Below are 19,438 nucleotides of genomic sequence, written 5' to 3' on the forward strand. Positions count from 1 at the left end.
GATGGTTCAATGCCTGTTGTGGCTAGTTGGTTTACACGCACAGCAACAGGGCTGGGATAAGCATTTTCAGGCCAATACCATTGGGCATCGAACGGTACTCTCAACGATTCGCTTGGGATTGGAGGTACTCAGGCGGCCTGATTATCAAATCACGGAGAAAGAATTGCTGGCGGCCTGGGTATTATTCGCCAATCAGTTGCTCAAATATGGCTATGCTATGGCTGATTTATGAGGGGATCCTTCAGTACTGAAATGGCAGTGACCACATCGGTGTACTGCCTTTTCAAAAAACTTCTGCGCAATCCGTATTTCAGTATTTTAAGTCAATCAAAGTTTTAGATACTGCTCTTCACTTCTAATATTTCAAATAAAAACTGCGCCTTTCCTTTTTGACCACTCACAGCGGGATACACCGAAAATTTAACCACTCCCGATTTGGCAACAGGGTTTAGCGTTACCGTTTGACCAGGCTTTACTACTTGACCAAGTACTTGAACACTTATTTCAGCATCAGTGCGTAACGTAAATAAAGCATCTTGCGGTCCCGAAGCGAGCTGGCTTTCAACTGTTCTCAGATCATTAATGACGACTTCACTGACAGGATTGTCTACAGAGCTAGCTAAATCCTTAGATACTGCAAGAGTTGTTAATGAGCCTACATTTACTATGTTAGGCGGCTGATAAGTAAAGCTCTTGCTACTAACGCCTTGGTTGCCAAAAACGTCGGTAGCTTTCACCGTTAAAGTATAAATCTCACCGGATGTAAGTGATGGGAAAAGCCTTGGATATTGCAATGAATACACGTTATTGCCTTTACTTACAGTGGCCAAATAAACCGTGTCGTTAGCTGAGCCGCCGGAGATAATAACACTATCGATGGTGTAGCTTGATTCATCTGCAATGGACACTACCAAGTCATCTAGCCCGACAATGTCATTGAATACTGCACTACCGGAATTGGTAATGCTTATTGTTGGTGCGGCGTTTTCTATTTTGAATGTTTGAAGCGGGGACACAGTGGTAGGCCCGTGATTCTCGACCATCTCTAATTCTAGTGAATGGTTTCCAGTCGGCAGAGAGTTTAAGTTAAAGACGTATTCCCAATTAACACCGTTGCGAATTGAACTAATAGGGTTTAAATATTTTGTACCATATTTAATTCTAGCGGCCTTCATGACTAACCTTTCAAACCAACTGCCTGCACCCGGTAGATAAACAAATGCAGTAAGAGTGTTAGTTGTCGTATCAACTTTATAACTGGTCATTTGCGGGTATTGAGCATCGTTATAGGTTGATTCGCCGTAGCTGTAATTCGCGTAAAGTGTTCCCATCGGCAGGCCCACTGACACAACACCGATAGCATCGTGCAAATAGCCATATCCACCTTTGGTCATCTCATATGTTAAACCCGTTAAGCTACAAATTGACTCACCTGCTGGAATGTCGCAAGAATATCCACGAAAACTTGCGCGTTGCACGTAATCCCGCGGCTGCACCCGAAGCTCAAAATCAGTCATTGTAGCTGGCAAAATCGAATTATGATGCTTGATCCCTGTCGTAATAGGCATTCGAACGTCATTTAACAAAAATGTTGCTGACGTCAACACTGGGGATTTTGAAGCAGTTTCAGACAATGACAAATTGTATTGGATAGTGCCTGCCATCCATCGACCAAAGTCAACCCACTTAATTTGGTTTGCGCTGTTATATCCAAATGGCGCTGTCATATCAAAATAACCGTATTCACCATTAATTATAACATTTGTCGCTCCCACTGAGTTCGCGAGAGCAAGCCCCCCTTTCACTCCAGCGTCTCGAACGTTATCTACTGGTACTCTATATAACAATCGAACGGGGTTGGTTTTGACTGTCATGCCTGGCGTATAAGCTACAAAACCTACAAATGAACTAGATACACTTTCAGCCAAGTTTGCATCCGGGTCGAAGACTGCAAAAGGAGAAGATGGAGCCCCACCATAGTTGTCGTAATAGAATGTTTTGACAGTTGAACGAGTGATGTTACCTGCGGCATCATATAGCTGAGCCTGCATTGAATATGGTTCAGAAGCGTTATTTGACGGTAATATATTTGATAAGTCTGTTTGTGCATTTATCACAGCTTTGAATGCTGCTTGGTCTATGACCATGGGTCTTGTTAATACGATGGAATCGGAATTTAGTTTTTGTACAATGACAGAACCTGAAACCGCACCTTTTACATCCGTTATCCAAATTTTCGATTCTTCGCCGGAGTTTTGTGTATTTAGCCACCAAATTTCATTCGACCCTGTTTCGGCACCATAATTGCCTGTACCATTTCCATACCAGTCTCCAATGATAGGTCCCTCAGTATCAACTTCAACAACCTTTGTATACTGATCAATTGTTGTACCAGAACTGTTAATCGTTTCGATTTTAAGGCTATACAAACCATCCATCAATTTGGGGATAGTTATTGATTTTCCGTAAAATTCTCGTCCAGAAAAGCTTAACCTGTCAGAAACTCGAATAAAATCTGTGGTGTTGTTGAACACCGTCACTCCACTGGTGTTGATGACTGATAGCTTAAGTTTGTTATCAAGCCCTCCAGAGAGGTAAACCATCGCATCAGTTTGAGGGTTAATGAGCGAGCCCTCAGTGGTTTTCACTGTAGCGTTGGTGTCTGTATACGAAAAGCCTTCTACTGCCGCGTTAGCCATGCCAGAGCAGATGACGCTACACAGCCCTAAAAGTAGTGATTTATTAATTTGCATGGCCTGCCCTTTAATTGGTAGAAGTGATTTGCGGAATGTCGATCATGAAGCTTGCCTGCCCTTTCACACCAGGAGAAGCAGAGTAAACAGGAATAACAACTTCACCTGTGATGCTGGGGATGATCGTGATTTGTTTAGTTTCCCCAGGTTGCAACACGCTACCAAGGATATTGACGTTGATTTTGGCGTCACTGCGTAACGTGATAAATGCCGTTTGAGCACCGGACGCGAGTTGTCCTTCAGCCGTTCTGAGCACACCAGTTTTAATTGATGTAATTGGGTCGTTTTGCGTGTTCTGCAGTTGTTTATTAACAGCCAAAGTCGTCATTTGCCCAACTTGCAATAAGTTGGCAGGCAAATACAAGAAGGTTGAAGTTAACGTCGATGCGTTCCCTGCTGTATCTTGAGCGGTAATATTGATAGTGTAAGTTTCATTCGCTTCCAAACTAGGGAATAAACGAGGGTAATTCAGGTCGTAAACACCATCACCTAAATTATTTGTAGAAACATAAACTGAATCCTTAGCAGCCCCTCCAGATAGCACAACCGAATTGATATTGGCTTCACTATCATCAGTAATGCTGATACGTAAACTCTCTAAACCATTAATGGTGCTTCCGTTTGAGATTTGCGCTCCAGAAGGCGATTGCAATCGCAAAACTGGAGGCGTAGTGTCGTTTAGATAATTGGATAGAATCGACTGTGTTACCCGATTACCATAGGTGTCATCTGCGTAAAACGAAATATTTTGACGACCACTTGGTAATCGATTGAGTTTAAAAGTAACTCGATGACGGCCGGTGCCGGTGATCACCCAAGAATCGGGAGATATTGCGAAGCCTAAACTAGATTGCAATCGGAAAACCTCTGTCTTCCACATTCCAGAACGCCAATCGCTAGTAGTGTTCGTGTCGTACACGTTTACAGTTATTGAATCATCAGTAACATTGACCGATTCGATTGTGGGAGCAATAAAATCCCAATATGTATACCAATAATTAAATTGAGCACTAAAACGTCCATCACTGACACCGTTCACACTTGAGTAGACCACATAGCTGTAGGGTGTATAGCCAAAACCAGACTCAAATACTCTGTTGATTGTAACATCGCAATAGGTTTCACCAATTGGGATAACACAGGAGCCTAAACCTGAAACAACGGCTAATTGTTCATAACCCATTTTTTCACTGTTTAGACGAAGCCTTACCACTTTTGTGTATTTGCCAACACTGATTCTTTCGCCCCCACTGCCACCTTCCTCACTAAACCATTGTACAGTGTCAGGTTGCTTAGTAGGCGAACGATCAACACCTGGGCCTAGGGTGAACTTGAAATCAGAAAGGTAATTGACTGAGTGAATGCCACTTTTCGTCAGCGCAACCCAATATGGGTTTACTGTAGGATATGAGACAGTAAATTCGTTATAGACAAAATCACCATCTCGATAACCATAACTACTCCAACCATAATCCCCGTTTGCTTCCAACGTTTCAGAATAGGGCCGTCTATAGCGGACTTTTATCGGATTGTTGTAGATGGTCATCCAAGATGTGTACGGCTTCCACGTAGCACTTGAAGCATCATAAATGTCGCTACGAACTGGTAAGGGATATGAGGCTTTTTCGATAAACGAGCGAGCAGTAAAATCTGAATAATTACCTGCTGCATCAAAGACCCTAAAACCAGCCTGATACCAACCTCTATCACTGGGTAAAACCTCAGATGGTAGGGACGAAAGGCTCGCAGTGGAAGTATCTAAATCCAATTGAGCATTAATCGAATTTATTAATGAAAGGCTCACATCATCTTTCACAATGTAGAGAACATTTTTGAGCCCAGCACCTGTATCTTGAATACCTGTGAGTTTTAATTGGCCGAAATCCATAGGGCTATATGAAGCTAAAGTTCCACCGAAGGATCTATAGTTAAAAGCTAAATCAGAACTATTAGCTGTTGGTGCTTGAGTATCTATTGTCACCGGAATAGACCAAGAGCCAATCACATTCCCATCAACGGATAACAAGTCAGCCTGTAAGGTATAATTTCCCTGTAAATTAGGCGCAACTATAGAGATCTGTTTTCCGTAAAAGTCTTTTCCTTGAAATGTAATTCTGTCGGAAACACCAACCACACCCGTATTGACTTCGTTAAGCTTGACCCCACTAGAAAGCCAATATAGTTTTAGCTTTCGGTCAAGACCGGCAGACACATAAACATTCATTGAATGTGCAAGAACCGGGTTGATGGCCATAGCGGAAGCAGGTGTCAAAGTCGTCTGTTCTTGCATAACAGACGTAAAGGTCATACCTTCAATTTCCGCAAATGCAAAATGTGGCAAGGCTAATAACGCAGCCGCTAAAAGTTTGTAGCGATGCTGACTGAAATTCATAAGTGGCTCCTTCATCGAGAGCGATTATTTTAACACAGATAATTAAGTTTGCATGTTATTTAATCTAAGTTAAGATCTAACATAAACCATAGTTCTAGGTAGGAAATTCATGAAACTTATCAGACTGATTAAAGCCGTATCCATTTGTGCGATTGCTTCAGCTACGCTAAATGTCTACGCCAAAGATGATGGCAAGAAACGGCCAACCCTAAACGAATTGATGGCTGAAAATGCTTACATCGAACTTGCTGAACGTAATGAGCTCAGCAAGCCAGTTGTCTCTTCATGGGAACAAAAAACGATGAAATCAGAAGGTGGGAAAACCACGGAGGTTGTTGAGTCTTGGAAAGTCGAAACACGTATATACAGTAAGCCTAAGAGTGACAAACCTTAATCAGTTTTGCTAACTGCCCATGAACCTGCTCAGCTAATCCCCGCGAATTGGTAAGCACGATACTTTTGTCACTGAGAACCACGCGATAAGCGTTCATTGTACTTTCAATTTTAAGTTCATCATTGGCTAAGTTGAATTCTCGACTCCAAATGCGCCCCCCCCACAGTGTCAACTCGAGCAGGCAATCAGACTCGTAAAGATAAGACATATAGACCTTTTTCTTTAATCCAAGCGCCACCAACGCCCCCCCCCCAAGTACAACCATCCCAGCCCAAGGAGTTAATGAGTTATGGAGGTTGACGATCACAGACAACGTGCTGAAACCCACAATTGAGATCAACGAATAAAAAACTGAGCGAGGGTAAGGTGTGAATGAAGTACCAAACCATACTCGGATTTTAGGGTTGTTGTGACAAATTCTTATCGCATTCACAAAATTACATCTCCATATTTGAATTAGGATGGATTATAGTAGCGTCAATAACACAAATCTATAATGCTAAGGCATATGTAAATTGTTTATTTCATATTCAGAATTAGTGGACGAATGCGGTAAACTACTAGAGTCAGAAATGCCAGTAGTGCTAGTTCAAATTATTCATGCCCGAGGTCACAGCGCGGCCTACCATTTAAAACTGGGAGTTATCCCAGAATCAAATGACAAGATCATTGTTAAGTACCAACTTCCAAGCATGACCGATAATCCATCGGTTGCGCAGACGTGGATAGAGACTCTTCTGTCGCATTATCCTCAACTGGCTATCCACACCTACGGCGCTTTCAAAACTCATTCCTTGCCGATTGAAAACGCCTAGCACTACTGCTGGACAGGATAGTACGGCAGCTGTGTAAAGGTTTGAACGGTATTTAACAGGCAATGTGAGTCAATGTTAGGGTAATTTCGTGCAAATACATCCAATGCGTAGACCCCGAGTAAGTAAGCATCATCAAAGCTCACAGGAACAGCTTTTGGCTTCTTGCCACCCTCATTGATTGAGAAGAAAAACCCATTCTGTTGTCGCTTGACCGAGATGCTTTTGTTTTTCTGTGGGCCATGTGACTTAAACTCAATGAATGGAATGAATCCGAATAGCACGGCTAGCAAATGCCGATATTCAGTCGCGGTGATTTGAATTATTGTCTTATCCTGCCAATCAAACTTTTTAGTGCCATCCCCCATTCCGTTTGCGCCTTCAATGTTCAAGGTGTGAAAACCTTTCTTAGTGACAGATGCGACGATGGTCAGCGCAGCGGCCTTACCGTGGATTTTTACCGATTTTTCAAATTCTGGAGCAGCTGCAGGCTGAACATTATGAGCGCTTTGTGCGGATTGCTCTTCAAATCCGCGGCGATTGTCATGCTGGGGTTGGTACTGCTGATATTCATCATAATTTGCGGCCTCGTGGTGAGGCTCAATATTCATAGGGTTACCTTGGCGCGGTTGATAATAAAGCGTCTGCTGTTGCATTGGAGCAGATTGAGATTGGGCTTGTGGGGTTGCGTTGTAAGCGGGTTGGCTGTAATAGCTGTTATTCATTTTTAAATCTCCACTAATCATCATGACTATGATTAGACCAGACATTTCAAATGACGCAAAAATTGGCCTTTCGACTCAATAATACAACTCGACTTTACGCCACAACTTCAAATTGTCAGTATGACCGCTCATAAGTGGTGGCGAATACGAAGCCCCATAGCTAACGACGCTAATCAGTTCACTAGGCACCCCTTTGGTGACCAATTCGTTTTTTACTCGCTCCGCACGTTTGCGTCCAAGAGCAAGATTGTAATCAGCTGAGCCACTAATATCAGCATAACCAACAACCAGCACTCTACCGTGGGTTTTTAAAAGATAATCACGGTGCTTAGCCAAAACATATTGAGCCTCGGCAATATCGGAATAGCCGACAGCATCATACTCAAAATAAAGCGTTCTATCGGTGGGTTGGTGAATAATGATTTGGGCATCATCATTGAATTGTTGCTGATAACTCTTTTCATCATTTGCAGCTGGCACTTGTGTTGGCAGATAGCTATCACTGTAAGCAGATGAAACTGCGGCACGATAAACGTCACGATAGTACTTCATCATGGAGCTACGGCCATCATTAACAGCCGCATCTCTCGCCTTTTCCAATTCGAAAGCGAGATCGCCTATTTTTCGCCCAGCATCAGCTGAAAGGTTCCGAACGTCGTTTCTTTGTTGATGCCTTACATTGATATTTTGATCATAAATTGTTTTACTACAGCAATCAGTAATTTCTGGTATTTCAGTTGATACTGATACAGCGCACGCTGAAAGCATCATGGCGAACAGTGATACTGTTGCTAGTTTGTTGATTTTCATCATATGGCCTACACAGTTTTCTAAACGCAAAGTTTTTAATATATAATAACATTTTTTTAGAAGAGTTCTAAGTTTTCAAATGAATCAGAAGAAAGGGAATTTCGGAATTTTACGAGGTAGACGGTGACTAACGCCGAATTCGACATTAACTCTTTTGATGTTTTGTACAACAAACTGACTCTTGAATTAATTGAACTAGCCAGTCATCTTCCTGATGCAGCTAGCAATCAGTCATTTTTTTATAAAATAACTCCTTCACCCCAAACATTTGATAAATTCAAAGTAGAACTATTTTCTGACATCAAAGCGCGAGGGTGGATAGCATCTTCCTTAACTCAAATGACGCTTTCTGAAGATTCAATCGGCAGAACCAGTATAACACCAGGTGTTATCATTTTCCCTCATTCAGAATATAACCATATAAATCAACTGATTGAAAAAATAAATAATACGAAAGATAACATTCAAGCGTTACTATCAACGCATGACCTACACAAGTTAAGAGCAACGTTAGCCCGGCAAAATACATTGTGCTCACTCGTTATGCTCACAAGAAAAATCCACGTTTTAAAATGCGAAGAAAAATCTACCATTTCAGTCTCTTGGTACATGAGAAGTGGAATGCGCGTTTTGAAAGAAAAGGATTTTTCAACAAGAATACAAAAAGCAGTGCAAAACAACATTCTGGAATTTTCAAAAGGAAATGAATATCTAGAAATTTTTCAAAAAAACCAAAAATCACATAGTTTTCGAATAAAAAGAAACATAATACCAACAACGATTTACAACATTTGGAAAGCTGGTAGTAGTAAAGAAAAACTGCAATACAACGGCCAAACACCTCTTTTCGTTTTCTCCGATTACGACATAAAGGTCAAACACTTAGAAAGTAATTACGGTACTAAGACGCGTTCAAAACGCAATGATGCAACGCCTGACACGGATCTTCTCATTCCAGAATTACACATTTACATGTCAAAGATTAACAAGGAATGATTAACCTATAGAATATTTGAATTGTGTTTGTGAGAGATTTCGCACATACTCATAGATGAAAATCGTACTGAGTAGACAGCTACCCTCTCAGGAATTTTACGAGCCTAGCCAGCGCGAAGCCGTCAAAAAATCGAGAAAACATCATGAATAGCAACAACGTACTTAAATTTCCGGTTACTGCACCACTAACGCACGTACCCAAGGATAACATCAAAAAACCAGAGCAAGTTGCTTCGGAGAAGATGATAACCTCACGGAAAGGGGTGCAGTTTTTATCTTATGAAGATTGGGTGGAGTATATAAAAGATCTCGGAGTTACCAGTCGTGCAGAATGGCTTAGATACGTCGAGGCTAATGAAATCCCTCCATATCTACCAGTGTCGCCATCATTATTCTATGGCCGTAGAGGATTATGGCAAGGTTGGGGGGTGTTGAACCCTAACGCACCTGTAATACCGCAATCGGAAGAAGATGACATTCATAGTCGCGGCGGCGTATTTGCTAGTTATGAGACATCTTCCGAATATGCCAAAGCATCTGGCATTAAAACAATGGCCGAATGGGTGGAGTATCACCAGAAGAATGAAAAACCTAAAAACATTCCTTCTGATCCTCGTTCTTTCTATACAAGAAAAGGTATGTGGCAATCTTGGAACCATTTCCTAGGAAATGAAGAACCTTATGATTACCACCAAAAAGGTACTCTTGAGAAAGTGAAAAGATGGTTTAAAGAAAATAACATCACCACTTCAACTCAATTTTTAGAAATGGCTGCAAATAAACAACTGCCTGACTTTGTGCCAGCAGCACCGACCATGTTATTCGGTGTCAAGTTCAAAGACCTTCTTGCTAAAAGACAAAAGTACGTCACTTTTAACCAAGCTAGTAAAGAAGTTAAGAAGTGGAATTGCAGCAGTATGTTGGAATTTAGAGCTAAACATCGCGAATTGAAAGCCAGTGGCAACAAACTAGCGACTCAAATTCCGTCTGCACCAGATCGCGTTTATAAAGACCTTTGGAAAGGCTGGACAAACTTCCTTCAAGGTTAATTTCCTAAAAAAAGCTGGGACATCAATAACTTGAAAGTGTGTAGTCAAGATAAATTCCCAGCTTATCAAGCGCCTCAAAGCTCATAAAGATCCTTGACATCTCTCCCGCATTTTTTTGATTCATCGCTTTAGAATACTGTTCAAAAGCCTTTTGAAATTCCTGATTTTGCTCCAACCTCAAAACATTTTTATAAGCACGATCAATCACATCACCTCTCACTGTAATTGTTTTGCTCGCAACAATTCTAAATATCGGCTCCGACTGGCCTTCTATCTCTCCTTGTTCAAAGGCTAAATCGCTCCCGGTAACTTCATACGGGGACAAATTCAAAACCATCACCACTTCCCAAGGCTTTTCAATCTTGCGGCCTGACTGCATCAAAGCATCGTAAAGCGCATATTGAATCGATTTGATACTTCCTGTGTGCGCAAGAGAATCGGCGTCGTCGAATCCATGAACAATTAACCTGGACACACCATTACCACGATAATCATACTCACCCGCAATGACATCTGTGTGAGTTAACAACATAGTAATTATTAGCAGCGCGGCACTAATTTTTTGCATATAAAATCCTCCCCTACTTCGACGGCAACGCTTGAATCGTAGCGTTCATACCGATGGGTACTTGGGTATTTTTCAAATTGTTGACAGATACGACCTTTTTACCGACTGAGATAAATGCGCCATCCATCCTTTTAATCATCTGTTGGTCAGGATATTTAATCTGCTGTTGAGGCTTATGTGACAGAACGGCTTCAAAGACCATATCAGGCCTTGAGCTAACATCATCTACCGTGCCTAAAGTGGGCCCCTTTACCCCACGACGCCCGTAAGCGTCAGCGAGCATGACTTTGTAGCGCATAACCCAATAATCCAAAAAGGTTTCAGTAGAGACAAACTGATAGTCGGATGGCATCGTGTTCTCATGATTGCCGGTGATCACAAACAAACTATTAGGAGTGCCATAAATTCTATCTTCTTTTTCTTTCAAATAGCGTCCATCAATCGGTGTCCAATGGCGCCGATTCTGCGAAGATAGATGCACATCCGTTTCCAACTGTTTTAATAACGCGGACTCGTCGTAAGGACGAATGCTAACGGTGATATCTGCTTTAATCTCAATACCAGCAGACAACACGTTATAGCAAAATTCAACACTATTTACAGAATACATATAGGAACTTGCAGTAACGACCTCATGTAATACCGATTCGTCATTAGATGATGACCTGATCAATACGCCCTGTTGTGCTGTAGGGTTCAATTTGGAATAAATTGCTTTTCTCGCCGCTCGGTCAATTAGATCTGCTTTGAAATTGTTGAGTGACATCTTGCGGCCCACTGGTTTGCCACTTAAATAACTCACACCCCATAAATCGGTTGCTGACTCTGTAACAGTCAGTTCTTCAGCATTGACAATACAGGTTGAACTAAACCAAGCTGCCACTAATAGGCTAATTATCTTCAAAATTTTCCCCCTACCATTACATTTCCATCCATGCTACACCACTAATCAAATCCAGCAAATTCCCAAAAAAACGGCGGTAGAAACCGCCGAATTTCAAACCAAAATCTATCAACGCTCCATCGTTGGCACGTTGCTATTGGAAGTGTCCATAGATGGGCCACCGCTGCTATTGGAACCTGCGACAGAGTGACCGCTGGCCGCACCACCACCCACTAAATCAACACTGTTATAACTCACGTTTGAGGGTTGGACGTTGTTCCCGAATCCGCCCATTACAGAGAAATTGAATCCAGCTTGATTACCATCGAATGCGTAAGGATTGTTCTCTACAACGGTACTTCCCGATTGCGTAGAATTTTCGGCCGGAGTTTCGACATAACGAACCTCTGGCTCACTTCTTTCAGGACTAGCGGTGTTTACCGCATCACCTTGAACCGTTGCCGCAGGGGATGCGCCTTGTTGGCTCACCGTGTCACCCTGAGCCATGGCCGCTGGCGCTGCGCCTTGCTGGCTCACAGTGTCACCTTGAACCGTTGCTGCAGGGGATGCGCCTTGTTGGCTCACTGTGTCACCCTGAGCCATGGTTGCTGGAGCTGCGCCATGTTGGCTCACCGCATCACCTTGAGTTGCGGCCGCTGGGGCTGCGCCTTGTTGGCTCACCGTGTCACCCTGAGCCATGGCCGCTGGGGCTGCGCCTTGTTGGCTCACTGTGTCACCCTGAGCCATGGTTGCTGGAGCTGCGCCATGTTGGCTCACCGCATCACYTTGAGTTGCGGCCGCTGGGGMTGCGCCWTGTTGGCTCASCGYRTCACCYTGAGYYRYGGCCGCTGGAGCTGCGCCATGTTGGCTCACCGCATCACCTTGAGTTGCGGCCGCTGGGGCTGCGCCTTGTTGGCTCACCGTGTCACCCTGAGCCATGGCCGCTGGGGCTGCGCCTTGTTGGCTCACTGTGTCACCCTGAGCCATGGTTGCTGGAGCTGCGCCATGTTGGCTCACCGCATCACCTTGAGTTGCGGCCGCTGGGGCTGYGCCTTGTTGGCTCACCGTGTCACCCTGAGCCATGGCCGCTGGGGCTGCGCCTTGTTGGCTCACTGTGTCACCCTGAGCCATGGTTGCTGGAGCTGCGCCATGTTGGCTCAGCGCATCACCTTGAGTTGCGGCCGCTGGGGCTGCGCCTTGTTGGCTCACCGTGTCACCCTGAGCCATGGCCGCTGGAGCTGCGCCTTGCTGGCTCACAGTGTCACCTTGAACCGTTGCCGCTGGCGCTGCGACTTGTTGGCTCACAGTGTCACCTTGAGCCGAAGCCACTGGGCTTGATGGGAATTGTGTCTCACCTATGGGCAATTTTTCACTTGATGGCGATGAATTGCTTGCAGTTAATTCCATGCCACGCTCTACATTCGACCTTACCGAATCCGGAAGAGATCCTAAAATTGCGGCTTTATCTTCTGGCGACATCTTATTGGCAATGGACTCAAGTTGCATGTTCGCACCTTGACCGTTAAATAGGGTGTTCTCCATCCTAGATTGAGTTGAACCTTCTCCCACTCCTATCCGGTTGAAACCATCCATCGCTCGAATCCTTTCGCTTGAGCTTAGACCACTCATGGCCGGGCTATTTTGAGTTGCATCGTCATAAGCTGTTGCATGATCATAACCTGTGCTATTTCTTGCATGTGCGTCAGAGTTGAGTGATACCGCTAATTTCTGATTAAAATCCTGCAATCCTTGTAGGGTTTCGGCCAACCTTTGTTTTACAGGTTCAGATAATCCATCTTGTCCCATTGCCTGTGTCACGATGCCTTGAGCACGATCCGTGACTAACCTCATACCTAACACGTCTTCCTTAGCAGGGTTGTTTTCCTTGTAGTACCGACTAAATTCCGCGTTTGGCAATGGATTAGCACTTGTCCCTTCCGCTGCAATAGTCGAAGCCAGAGCCACGGCCTGTTGAGTTTGAGGGTCCTTACTAGAACCTAAAGATGAAATAACTTGCGCTGCAGCATTACCCGCGCTTGAAGATCTATCCGAAATTACTTTAGCAGAATAGGCATCATTCAAACCACTAAAGGCCTGTTGAGCATTCTGGAAGTAAGGTTTCTCACTCGGGCTTAATTGATCGCTGTTGATGGCCTTACTTAATAAACCATCAACAGTGTTGGCCATTGCGGAGATAACTGGGGCGACTTGAGCTGCACGATCGCCACTGAAATAATTAGATTTTGCATCTGTATAATCATTCAGCATCCGACCTAACTCTGCGGGTGAGTTACTGGCGTTTTTCATCACTTCAGCAACTCTGTCAATAACCTGTGGTGATACTGCCCCATAAGTCCCTGACTTCAATTCTTGCGCTACAGTGTCGATGATTTGGTTTACCCCTGCAGGCCCACTCACAGCCTCACTTTGCTGCATTTGTTTCCATAGGTCATCAACACTCTTGTCCAACTTATCAAGTTTATGTTGCTGATCAGGCGTCCATTTAGCTGGAGACTGAAGATTTTGGTTGCGGTAACCATCTATAGAAGGTTTATAGTCCTTCGCTCTTTGAGCCGCCTCTTGTTCCAATTTGGCGCCCTCTGAGCTGATACGTTGACCCGCTGCATTAATGCCATTCTGTGTATCAGATTTGAAGGCCTGTTGCTCAGGAGTTAACGCTGGCTTATCATAGTCTTTAATCTGCGCCTGACCAACAGCGATAAATTGAGCGCCAACAATTCTAGCGGTCTCATTTCCATTGGCAGTTCCATTTAACGCAGCATATTCAATGGCGGCACCTGTAGCAAGGTTGCGAACCGCGTCAGCCTTAATCGGTTCTGATTGAGTTCGGGCCATCGTATCCGACAACTTGGCTACGGCACGGTCAGCGATCGAACCAATATCTTGAATGGGGATAGGTCTACCATCAGCGGACATCATCGTCTGCGAATCATTCACAATGCTCTGTAGCGCCTGCTTGTCTCGTGCCACGTCATATAATGACTGATTAGCGGCATAGTCCTGTTTCATCGCATTAAACCTGGCTTCTTCTGCTGTACCAGCCCCAGCCCCAGCGGCTTTAGCATCTAAAGCACTCATTGTGCTTTTGAAATCGAGCGTATCCACGCCGTTAGTAGCGGCATCCCAATCGTTTCCATATTTGCCACGCATTGCGCCATCAGCTGCATTCTGTGCAATCTTGCCCAAGTTGCTCGCCGTTGACATCAAATCACGATTGCTAGAAGAAATAATCTCACCAAACTTGATGTTTGCACTGCTACCCGCCGCTCCCGATGATGTTACACCGTCACGAACTTCACGAGACCGAGACTCTGCTTCCTGTAATTGCTGTTGGATACTTTGCTGTCTGGTAGCTGCTTCATCTCGAGCCTTAGCTGCTTGATAACTGGCTGACGAAGTATCAGTTGCTGAATCGCTATAGGATTTACGATTAGAGGCCGAATCGCTTTCTCTAAACGCCCTTGCTACGTCTTCTTGCTGGCTTGAACTTAGCGTTGACGTTTTGTTGGCTCCTTCTGACTCTAGCTGCGTTTTTATGCTCGTTTGCGTCTGCGACCAAGATGCACCGGCTTCTGCGTTAACACCCAAGGTTTTCATTAATGCTGTGAGCGGATTAGTTGAAACTCCTTGACCGGCCCCCACAGAAAACCCAGCTTTAAGAGCAAATTGATTTGCTTCTTGCTCACTCATTTGTGATAAGGTTTGAATTATCTGCTGACGGGCCTGTTGACCACTAACACCCATCTGCGAACCGAGTTGCTGACTTACATCAAACCCGCGTGCTTCTTCAAACCCCAAACCTGCTTGATGGGCATTTTGATAGGCGTTACCAGTACCAATAGCGGTCTGTAATCTCTCATTCGCGGCAGCGAGATCTTGTTGCGCTGCGGTTTTAGATGAAGTTAGAGATGAAACACCTGATTCCGCTAGGGCCACGGCTGAAGTACCAGCATGTTGAGCATTGTAAGTTGAACCACCGGTGCTAATGGAAGACATATTACCTGCACCCTGACGGCTTTCCATCCACTCACCATTCGATGTCATTGTCTGACTATAACCACCTGACGAAACGGTTTTACCATCGCTATTGACCGTCTGTGGTGATACGCCCTTGGCATCCATGTTGGCGCCCATTTGGGCTTTTTGTGTTGCCCCCATCATAGTATGAACACCGCCGAAGACAATCATCATAGCCAGCGCTGGCACCATCGTTTGAATGATTGCCGCTTGAGATACGAAAGTCTCTAGTGTGGTGTAGGTGCTATCCATCCCCCCAAGAGAATCGATACTCCAATTTCGCATACTAGGCGCAATCATGCAGTTCTGAACCGAGCTCGAATCATTCCCTGGCAGAGAACACATCAGCTTATTGAAATAGTGGTTGGTATACATGTTGACGCCGACTTGGATAATCGGCCAAAAGTTCACAGCGAGTAGAAATGAATAGAGCTTTCCGGCCATCATGATCCCTTTGGAGCCGAAGGTCAGGAAAACCGGAAGCAGCGGAGCAATGAGGAAAATAAAACACTCAAACCAAGTGATAAGTGCAGGGGCAGTTTCCAAGAAAAATGAAGACTGCGCTGCTTGGCTTAAGTGACGCTGTTGAATCGCATCAAATTCTTGCTGAAACGCCAATCGTTCAGAGGGCTCTAACTCTACATAGCTAGCCCCAACTTTGGCCATCATTGCTTTTACAAAGTTGGCTCGATACAAATTTATGAGGTTAGCAGTATCCCCTGTTAAAGACTCGAAGACTTTCTCAACTTGAGACTCTTCTGCCATATTGTAAAGTACGGCGGCTCGCCCCTTCATTTCTTCGGCCCAAGGACTACTGTCAGAGAGATCATTTCCTAACTTGGCATAAGCATCGGCACAGGTAATTTTTGTGTAGGACTTGGTGTTAACATCGTAGTAAGGCGTAAACCAGCTTCCCGAGGTTACCTTGAATTTAGTCCAGTCAAACGCCCCAGTGACACTCTCGTCGTGATGAACCTCCTGTACAGCCTGCCCCGTCGGATTTTTACCGTTTCGAATGTCTTCGAAATAACAGTTTTTAATGTACGCTCCCAAATTTTCACCGACAGAACGATAACTCGCATCTGCCTCAGAAGTGCCGACAAATCGGGCTTTAAGTAACGCTTTTAGAGGGTCTATGTTGGTGCCAGGCTCAGTGTCATAATTAGGCGTGATACTGGAATAGGCCTCTGACATACCTTGAGCAAAACCACCACCAATCATGGTAGCTAATGCAGCAGGCGCCACAATCCCAAATGGCAAAGTAAATGACTGAGACACTTCGCCCGTTCTGACTGACTCAACGTAAAAATCCACCTTCGGGGTGAACAAAAACATGTAAGTGAACAAGGCGATGAAAAACTCCTTTACATGGAATTTATCAGGGTCAAAAATTTGCTTGAAAGCAGATACTAGCAGGGTAATACCCAATCCAATCGCAATAAGATTGCTATTTGCAATGCCGCCATCACTGAATGCCAATTCCGCCGATTGCGCCATCTTTATCAATAAATCGAGGTCACCGAGAGAGTAGATAGTTAACATGAATTACTTACCTCTCAAACTTGCACGAAAGTTGATCTGATTTAATAGTTCCTGCTCCATTTCACGTCTTCTGTTGGCCATTTCTTCCCTTTCAAGGCTCAGCGCATCGATTTTCTCTAACAACTTAGATGAAAACGCGCCGCGCTGACCTTTATCAGTCGAAGCCATCTTACTCGCGGCAATTCGTAGACCGTCGAGCAACTGCTGGGTTGCATCTATGGCCATCGCTTCGGAGATAAACTTACAATTACCTGTATTGATGACATTGATTGTTGAGGCTCGTTTAATAATGTCTTCAAATTCACTTCGCATATTGGCCATGATCTGTGCTTGAGAATCACTATAATTTCCTTTCTGAGCATAGATGGCCATGATGCTCGAACCGACTAAGTTAGAATCGACTAAGCCACAAATTGCATCACCATAAAATCGATAGAACGAATCCAAATAGCGTGTATCGCTAATTGGAACAGTCGCGACCTTAGCCGATAGACACTTGCTATCGGCAGATTGGGCCTGCTCACAGACCACCATTTGTTTAGGTACAGCCATTGATGTAGTCGCTTGAGGCTGATACAAGTCTTTCAATGAAACTTGTGGGCTAAATGACTTACTGACCGCATCACTTCCTGCTGAAGCCGATGCAGTTAATGTGCTGTCGAATTTATAAACTTCAGTCCCTAAAATAGTCATTAACATTTGAGCGACGACATGGCTGTCTGAGGATAGGGTTGGGACGGTAGTTTTAGACTGCATGAAGGTTTCATACACCGAGTTGAACTGCATCTCGTCGCCAGCCTGAGTCAACTGTGCGGCTTTCGAGTGGGAGTCTATTGAACTGCGCTCAACCGTCGATGAAGCGAATGAATCAAACCAAGCACCAGTCGAATCATTGTAGGCTTTCCACATTTTACGGTCACTTTGTACCTGAAGTGATGGCCACTGTTGCTCGGCCAGATCAGCCCATTCCTCGCAATCTTTGCTGATAAAATCATTTAACGCATTGAGGCGTTTCGCTAGGTCTGCGAGAATTGCATTACAGTCCGGGCATAACATTCCCATTGCTAATTGGAATGCGTACATCGGGGCGGCGGCGGCGATAGATCTTGCCATCTGAACAAGCTCTTCACGTTTTATAATGGACAGTGAGCCACCGAAGAAGTCGATCCCCTTGCAGGATGATTGAAGGTAAGGAGCCCTAACCGCCACAATCTTTTCGTTAGTGGTTTTAATCCGTACCGACGCACTCCCCAGAGAAAATCCGTCACGTTTAGCGCCTGAATATGAAGTTGCACCGGAGCTGGCAGACAACATCTGATCCCATAAATTGTTTAACCCGCTAGCAGCTGTAGCTGATAACGGGCAACAAAGTAAAGCAACTATAACTTTCTTTTTCATTCTTGTTCACCCTCGCTATCAGGTTTTCCGAGCATAAAATTCCGCATCTTGTTAATGAGGTAGTCTGGGTCTTCATACACTTTTTGCGTGTCAACCTTGGCTTCTGCATCGGTCATATAAAGAGCTCGTACCTGCTTCACATTATTAAGTTCTGCTTGGCTAATAATTTTCTCGCGGCTAGCGAGTTCTATGATCCTTTCACTGAGAGAATCCATGCCGATTAGCCCAGAACTCAACAGGAAGTAATCACCCGTGTTGTTGGTTAGATACAGTGTTGGTGTCGCCAAGACGTCGAAGCGCTGCGCCATGTCGGAAGTCGCCACTCGATAATCGCCTAATGCTAAAAAGTCATCATTTGGAACGGTGCCGCCATCGAGAGAAACAGGCATGATCGACCATCCATACTCCTTTGCCAGACGGATTAGGTAGGGAGTTTGCTTTGCGCAATACGGACACTGAGAGCCGTAGAAATAAATGAGGGTGGCTTTCTTGCCGATGGCTTCAATTAACTTCCATTGGTTTTCAGACTGAGCGCCTTTGAAAGTTTGCAGCGTCACGTCATTTTCAGGACGGCGTAACCCTTCATCGAGGTAAGGGTCAAACATTTGTTCGGAAATATAAGTAGCGGCAAATTGGTTGGCGCGATCTATTGCGGCACGCTGGATGTAAAGGTAGCGTTTAACGTCTTCTGGTTTTCCAGTGTTAAGCGCCAACTCCTTTGCCTTGGGCAAGTTTTCTTGGAACCACTTAACGCTCATGGCCTCTACTGAATTTTTACTCGTTTCAGTCTCAGTTGGTGCAGAAGATGGCGTTGGCGCAATAGGTTCTTCCTCTTCCTTTTCTTCGGGCTCAGGAATGTACTCGTGCCAATACCAGCCCTTTTCGCGTTGTTTATAGAAGTTACCACCATCATTGCTATTTGCAGGATCTTCTGCCACAACTGGCAGAGCCAGAGCCGCAAAAATCAAAGCCATCAATTTATTTACTTTCATAACACCAACACACTTTTTATATTCCATAGGCTAAATATATCACGCCTCACTGGATGAAAAAAAGCCGCCTTAATTGCAGGCGGCTG

At 44.5% G+C, this 19,438-nt stretch carries 14 protein-coding genes and 1 pseudogene; 5 read left to right on the plus strand and 10 right to left on the minus strand.

Going from position 1 to position 19,438, the window contains the following annotated elements:
- A pseudogene (locus L5M37_RS22340) lies at positions 1 to 232 on the plus strand (IS4 family transposase); the annotation flags it as partial.
- Between the two features lie 103 nt (positions 233 to 335).
- On the opposite strand, the gene L5M37_RS22345 reads toward L5M37_RS22340, so the two are convergent.
- Together L5M37_RS22345 and L5M37_RS22350 are read right to left on the minus strand one after the other, a co-directional pair.
- Positions 336 to 2,753, minus strand: coding sequence for an Ig-like domain-containing protein (locus L5M37_RS22345; RefSeq protein WP_263149259.1), 2,418 nt, complete (start codon positions 2,751 to 2,753; stop codon positions 336 to 338).
- A gap of 10 nt (positions 2,754 to 2,763) precedes the next feature.
- Positions 2,764 to 5,145, minus strand: a complete 2,382-nt coding sequence (locus L5M37_RS22350) for an Ig-like domain-containing protein (RefSeq protein ID WP_263149260.1) — start codon at positions 5,143 to 5,145, stop codon at positions 2,764 to 2,766.
- Between the two features lie 109 nt (positions 5,146 to 5,254).
- On the opposite strand from L5M37_RS22350, the gene L5M37_RS22355 reads away from it, so the two are divergent.
- A complete protein-coding gene (locus L5M37_RS22355) occupies positions 5,255 to 5,539 on the plus strand; it encodes a hypothetical protein (protein WP_037431062.1) in 285 nt (94 codons plus the stop codon).
- Here the strand turns inward: L5M37_RS22355 and L5M37_RS22360 are convergent.
- A complete protein-coding gene (locus tag L5M37_RS22360) occupies positions 5,520 to 5,972 on the minus strand; it encodes a hypothetical protein (protein ID WP_259564278.1) in 453 nt (150 codons plus the stop codon). The two genes, L5M37_RS22355 and L5M37_RS22360, sit on opposite strands and share 20 nt — an antisense overlap.
- 82 nt (positions 5,973 to 6,054) lie before the next feature.
- Here L5M37_RS22360 and L5M37_RS22365 point away from each other — a divergent pair, with 82 nt between their 5' ends.
- Positions 6,055 to 6,354 carry a hypothetical protein gene (locus L5M37_RS22365; protein WP_037431063.1) on the plus strand — a complete coding sequence of 100 codons (300 nt, stop codon included), beginning with the start codon at positions 6,055 to 6,057 and terminating at the stop codon, positions 6,352 to 6,354.
- A 2-nt stretch (positions 6,355 to 6,356) separates the two neighbouring features.
- Here the strand turns inward: L5M37_RS22365 and L5M37_RS22370 are convergent, their stop codons facing one another.
- Positions 6,357 to 7,076: a hypothetical protein gene (locus L5M37_RS22370; RefSeq protein WP_263149261.1), complete on the minus strand. Its 720-nt coding sequence runs from the start codon at positions 7,074 to 7,076 to the stop codon at positions 6,357 to 6,359.
- A 75-nt stretch (positions 7,077 to 7,151) separates the two neighbouring features.
- Positions 7,152 to 7,889: an OmpA family protein gene (locus tag L5M37_RS22375; RefSeq protein ID WP_263177614.1), complete on the minus strand. Its 738-nt coding sequence runs from the start codon at positions 7,887 to 7,889 to the stop codon at positions 7,152 to 7,154.
- A gap of 120 nt (positions 7,890 to 8,009) precedes the next feature.
- On the opposite strand from L5M37_RS22375, the gene L5M37_RS22380 reads away from it, so the two are divergent.
- A complete protein-coding gene (locus L5M37_RS22380) occupies positions 8,010 to 8,882 on the plus strand; it encodes a DNA replication terminus site-binding protein (RefSeq protein WP_259564288.1) in 873 nt (290 codons plus the stop codon).
- 143 nt (positions 8,883 to 9,025) lie between these two features.
- Positions 9,026 to 9,931, plus strand: a complete 906-nt coding sequence (locus tag L5M37_RS22385; RefSeq protein WP_011711611.1) for a hypothetical protein — start codon at positions 9,026 to 9,028, stop codon at positions 9,929 to 9,931.
- A 22-nt stretch (positions 9,932 to 9,953) separates the two neighbouring features.
- On the opposite strand, the gene L5M37_RS22390 is transcribed toward L5M37_RS22385, so the two are convergent.
- From L5M37_RS22390 to traF, 5 genes are all read right to left on the minus strand, one after another.
- Positions 9,954 to 10,499: a hypothetical protein gene (locus tag L5M37_RS22390; RefSeq protein ID WP_259564290.1), complete on the minus strand. Its 546-nt coding sequence runs from the start codon at positions 10,497 to 10,499 to the stop codon at positions 9,954 to 9,956.
- A 13-nt stretch (positions 10,500 to 10,512) separates the two neighbouring features.
- Positions 10,513 to 11,403, minus strand: coding sequence for a hypothetical protein (locus tag L5M37_RS22395; protein WP_259564292.1), 891 nt, complete (start codon positions 11,401 to 11,403; stop codon positions 10,513 to 10,515).
- Between the two features lie 108 nt (positions 11,404 to 11,511).
- The gene (locus L5M37_RS22400) at positions 11,512 to 16,962 is read right to left on the minus strand and encodes a conjugal transfer protein TraG N-terminal domain-containing protein (RefSeq protein WP_263201859.1); all 5,451 of its coding nucleotides are present in this window, start codon (positions 16,960 to 16,962) and stop codon (positions 11,512 to 11,514) included.
- Positions 16,963 to 16,965: 3 nt separating this feature from the next.
- A complete protein-coding gene (locus L5M37_RS22405) occupies positions 16,966 to 18,360 on the minus strand; it encodes a conjugal transfer protein TraH (RefSeq protein ID WP_263149161.1) in 1,395 nt (464 codons plus the stop codon).
- On the minus strand, positions 18,357 to 19,352 hold the full coding sequence (traF, locus tag L5M37_RS22410) for a conjugal transfer protein TraF (RefSeq protein ID WP_208660813.1): 996 nt from the start codon (positions 19,350 to 19,352) through the stop codon (positions 18,357 to 18,359). The genes L5M37_RS22405 and traF overlap by 4 nt, the downstream gene beginning before the upstream one ends.
- Positions 19,353 to 19,438: the final 86 nt, after the last annotated feature.

The sequence above is a fragment of the Shewanella sp. SM69 genome, assembly GCF_025653985.1.
Lineage (GTDB): Bacteria > Pseudomonadota > Gammaproteobacteria > Enterobacterales > Shewanellaceae > Shewanella > Shewanella oncorhynchi.

Bases quoted from the DNA above. Each gene is read 5' to 3' on its own strand.
- L5M37_RS22350 (WP_263149260.1), bottom strand. From the start codon at position 5,145: ATGAATTTCAGTCAGCATCGCTACAAACTTTTAGCGGCTGCGTTATTA.
- L5M37_RS22390 (WP_259564290.1), bottom strand. From the start codon at position 10,499: ATGCAAAAAATTAGTGCCGCGCTGCTAATAATTACTATGTTGTTAACT.
- L5M37_RS22385 (WP_011711611.1), top strand. From the start codon at position 9,026: ATGAATAGCAACAACGTACTTAAATTTCCGGTTACTGCACCACTAACG.
- L5M37_RS22355 (WP_037431062.1), top strand. From the start codon at position 5,255: ATGAAACTTATCAGACTGATTAAAGCCGTATCCATTTGTGCGATTGCT.
- L5M37_RS22375 (WP_263177614.1), bottom strand. From the start codon at position 7,889: ATGATGAAAATCAACAAACTAGCAACAGTATCACTGTTCGCCATGATG.
- traF (WP_208660813.1), bottom strand. From the start codon at position 19,352: ATGAAAGTAAATAAATTGATGGCTTTGATTTTTGCGGCTCTGGCTCTG.
- L5M37_RS22345 (WP_263149259.1), bottom strand. From the start codon at position 2,753: ATGCAAATTAATAAATCACTACTTTTAGGGCTGTGTAGCGTCATCTGC.
- L5M37_RS22405 (WP_263149161.1), bottom strand. From the start codon at position 18,360: ATGAAAAAGAAAGTTATAGTTGCTTTACTTTGTTGCCCGTTATCAGCT.
- L5M37_RS22370 (WP_263149261.1), bottom strand. From the start codon at position 7,076: ATGAATAACAGCTATTACAGCCAACCCGCTTACAACGCAACCCCACAA.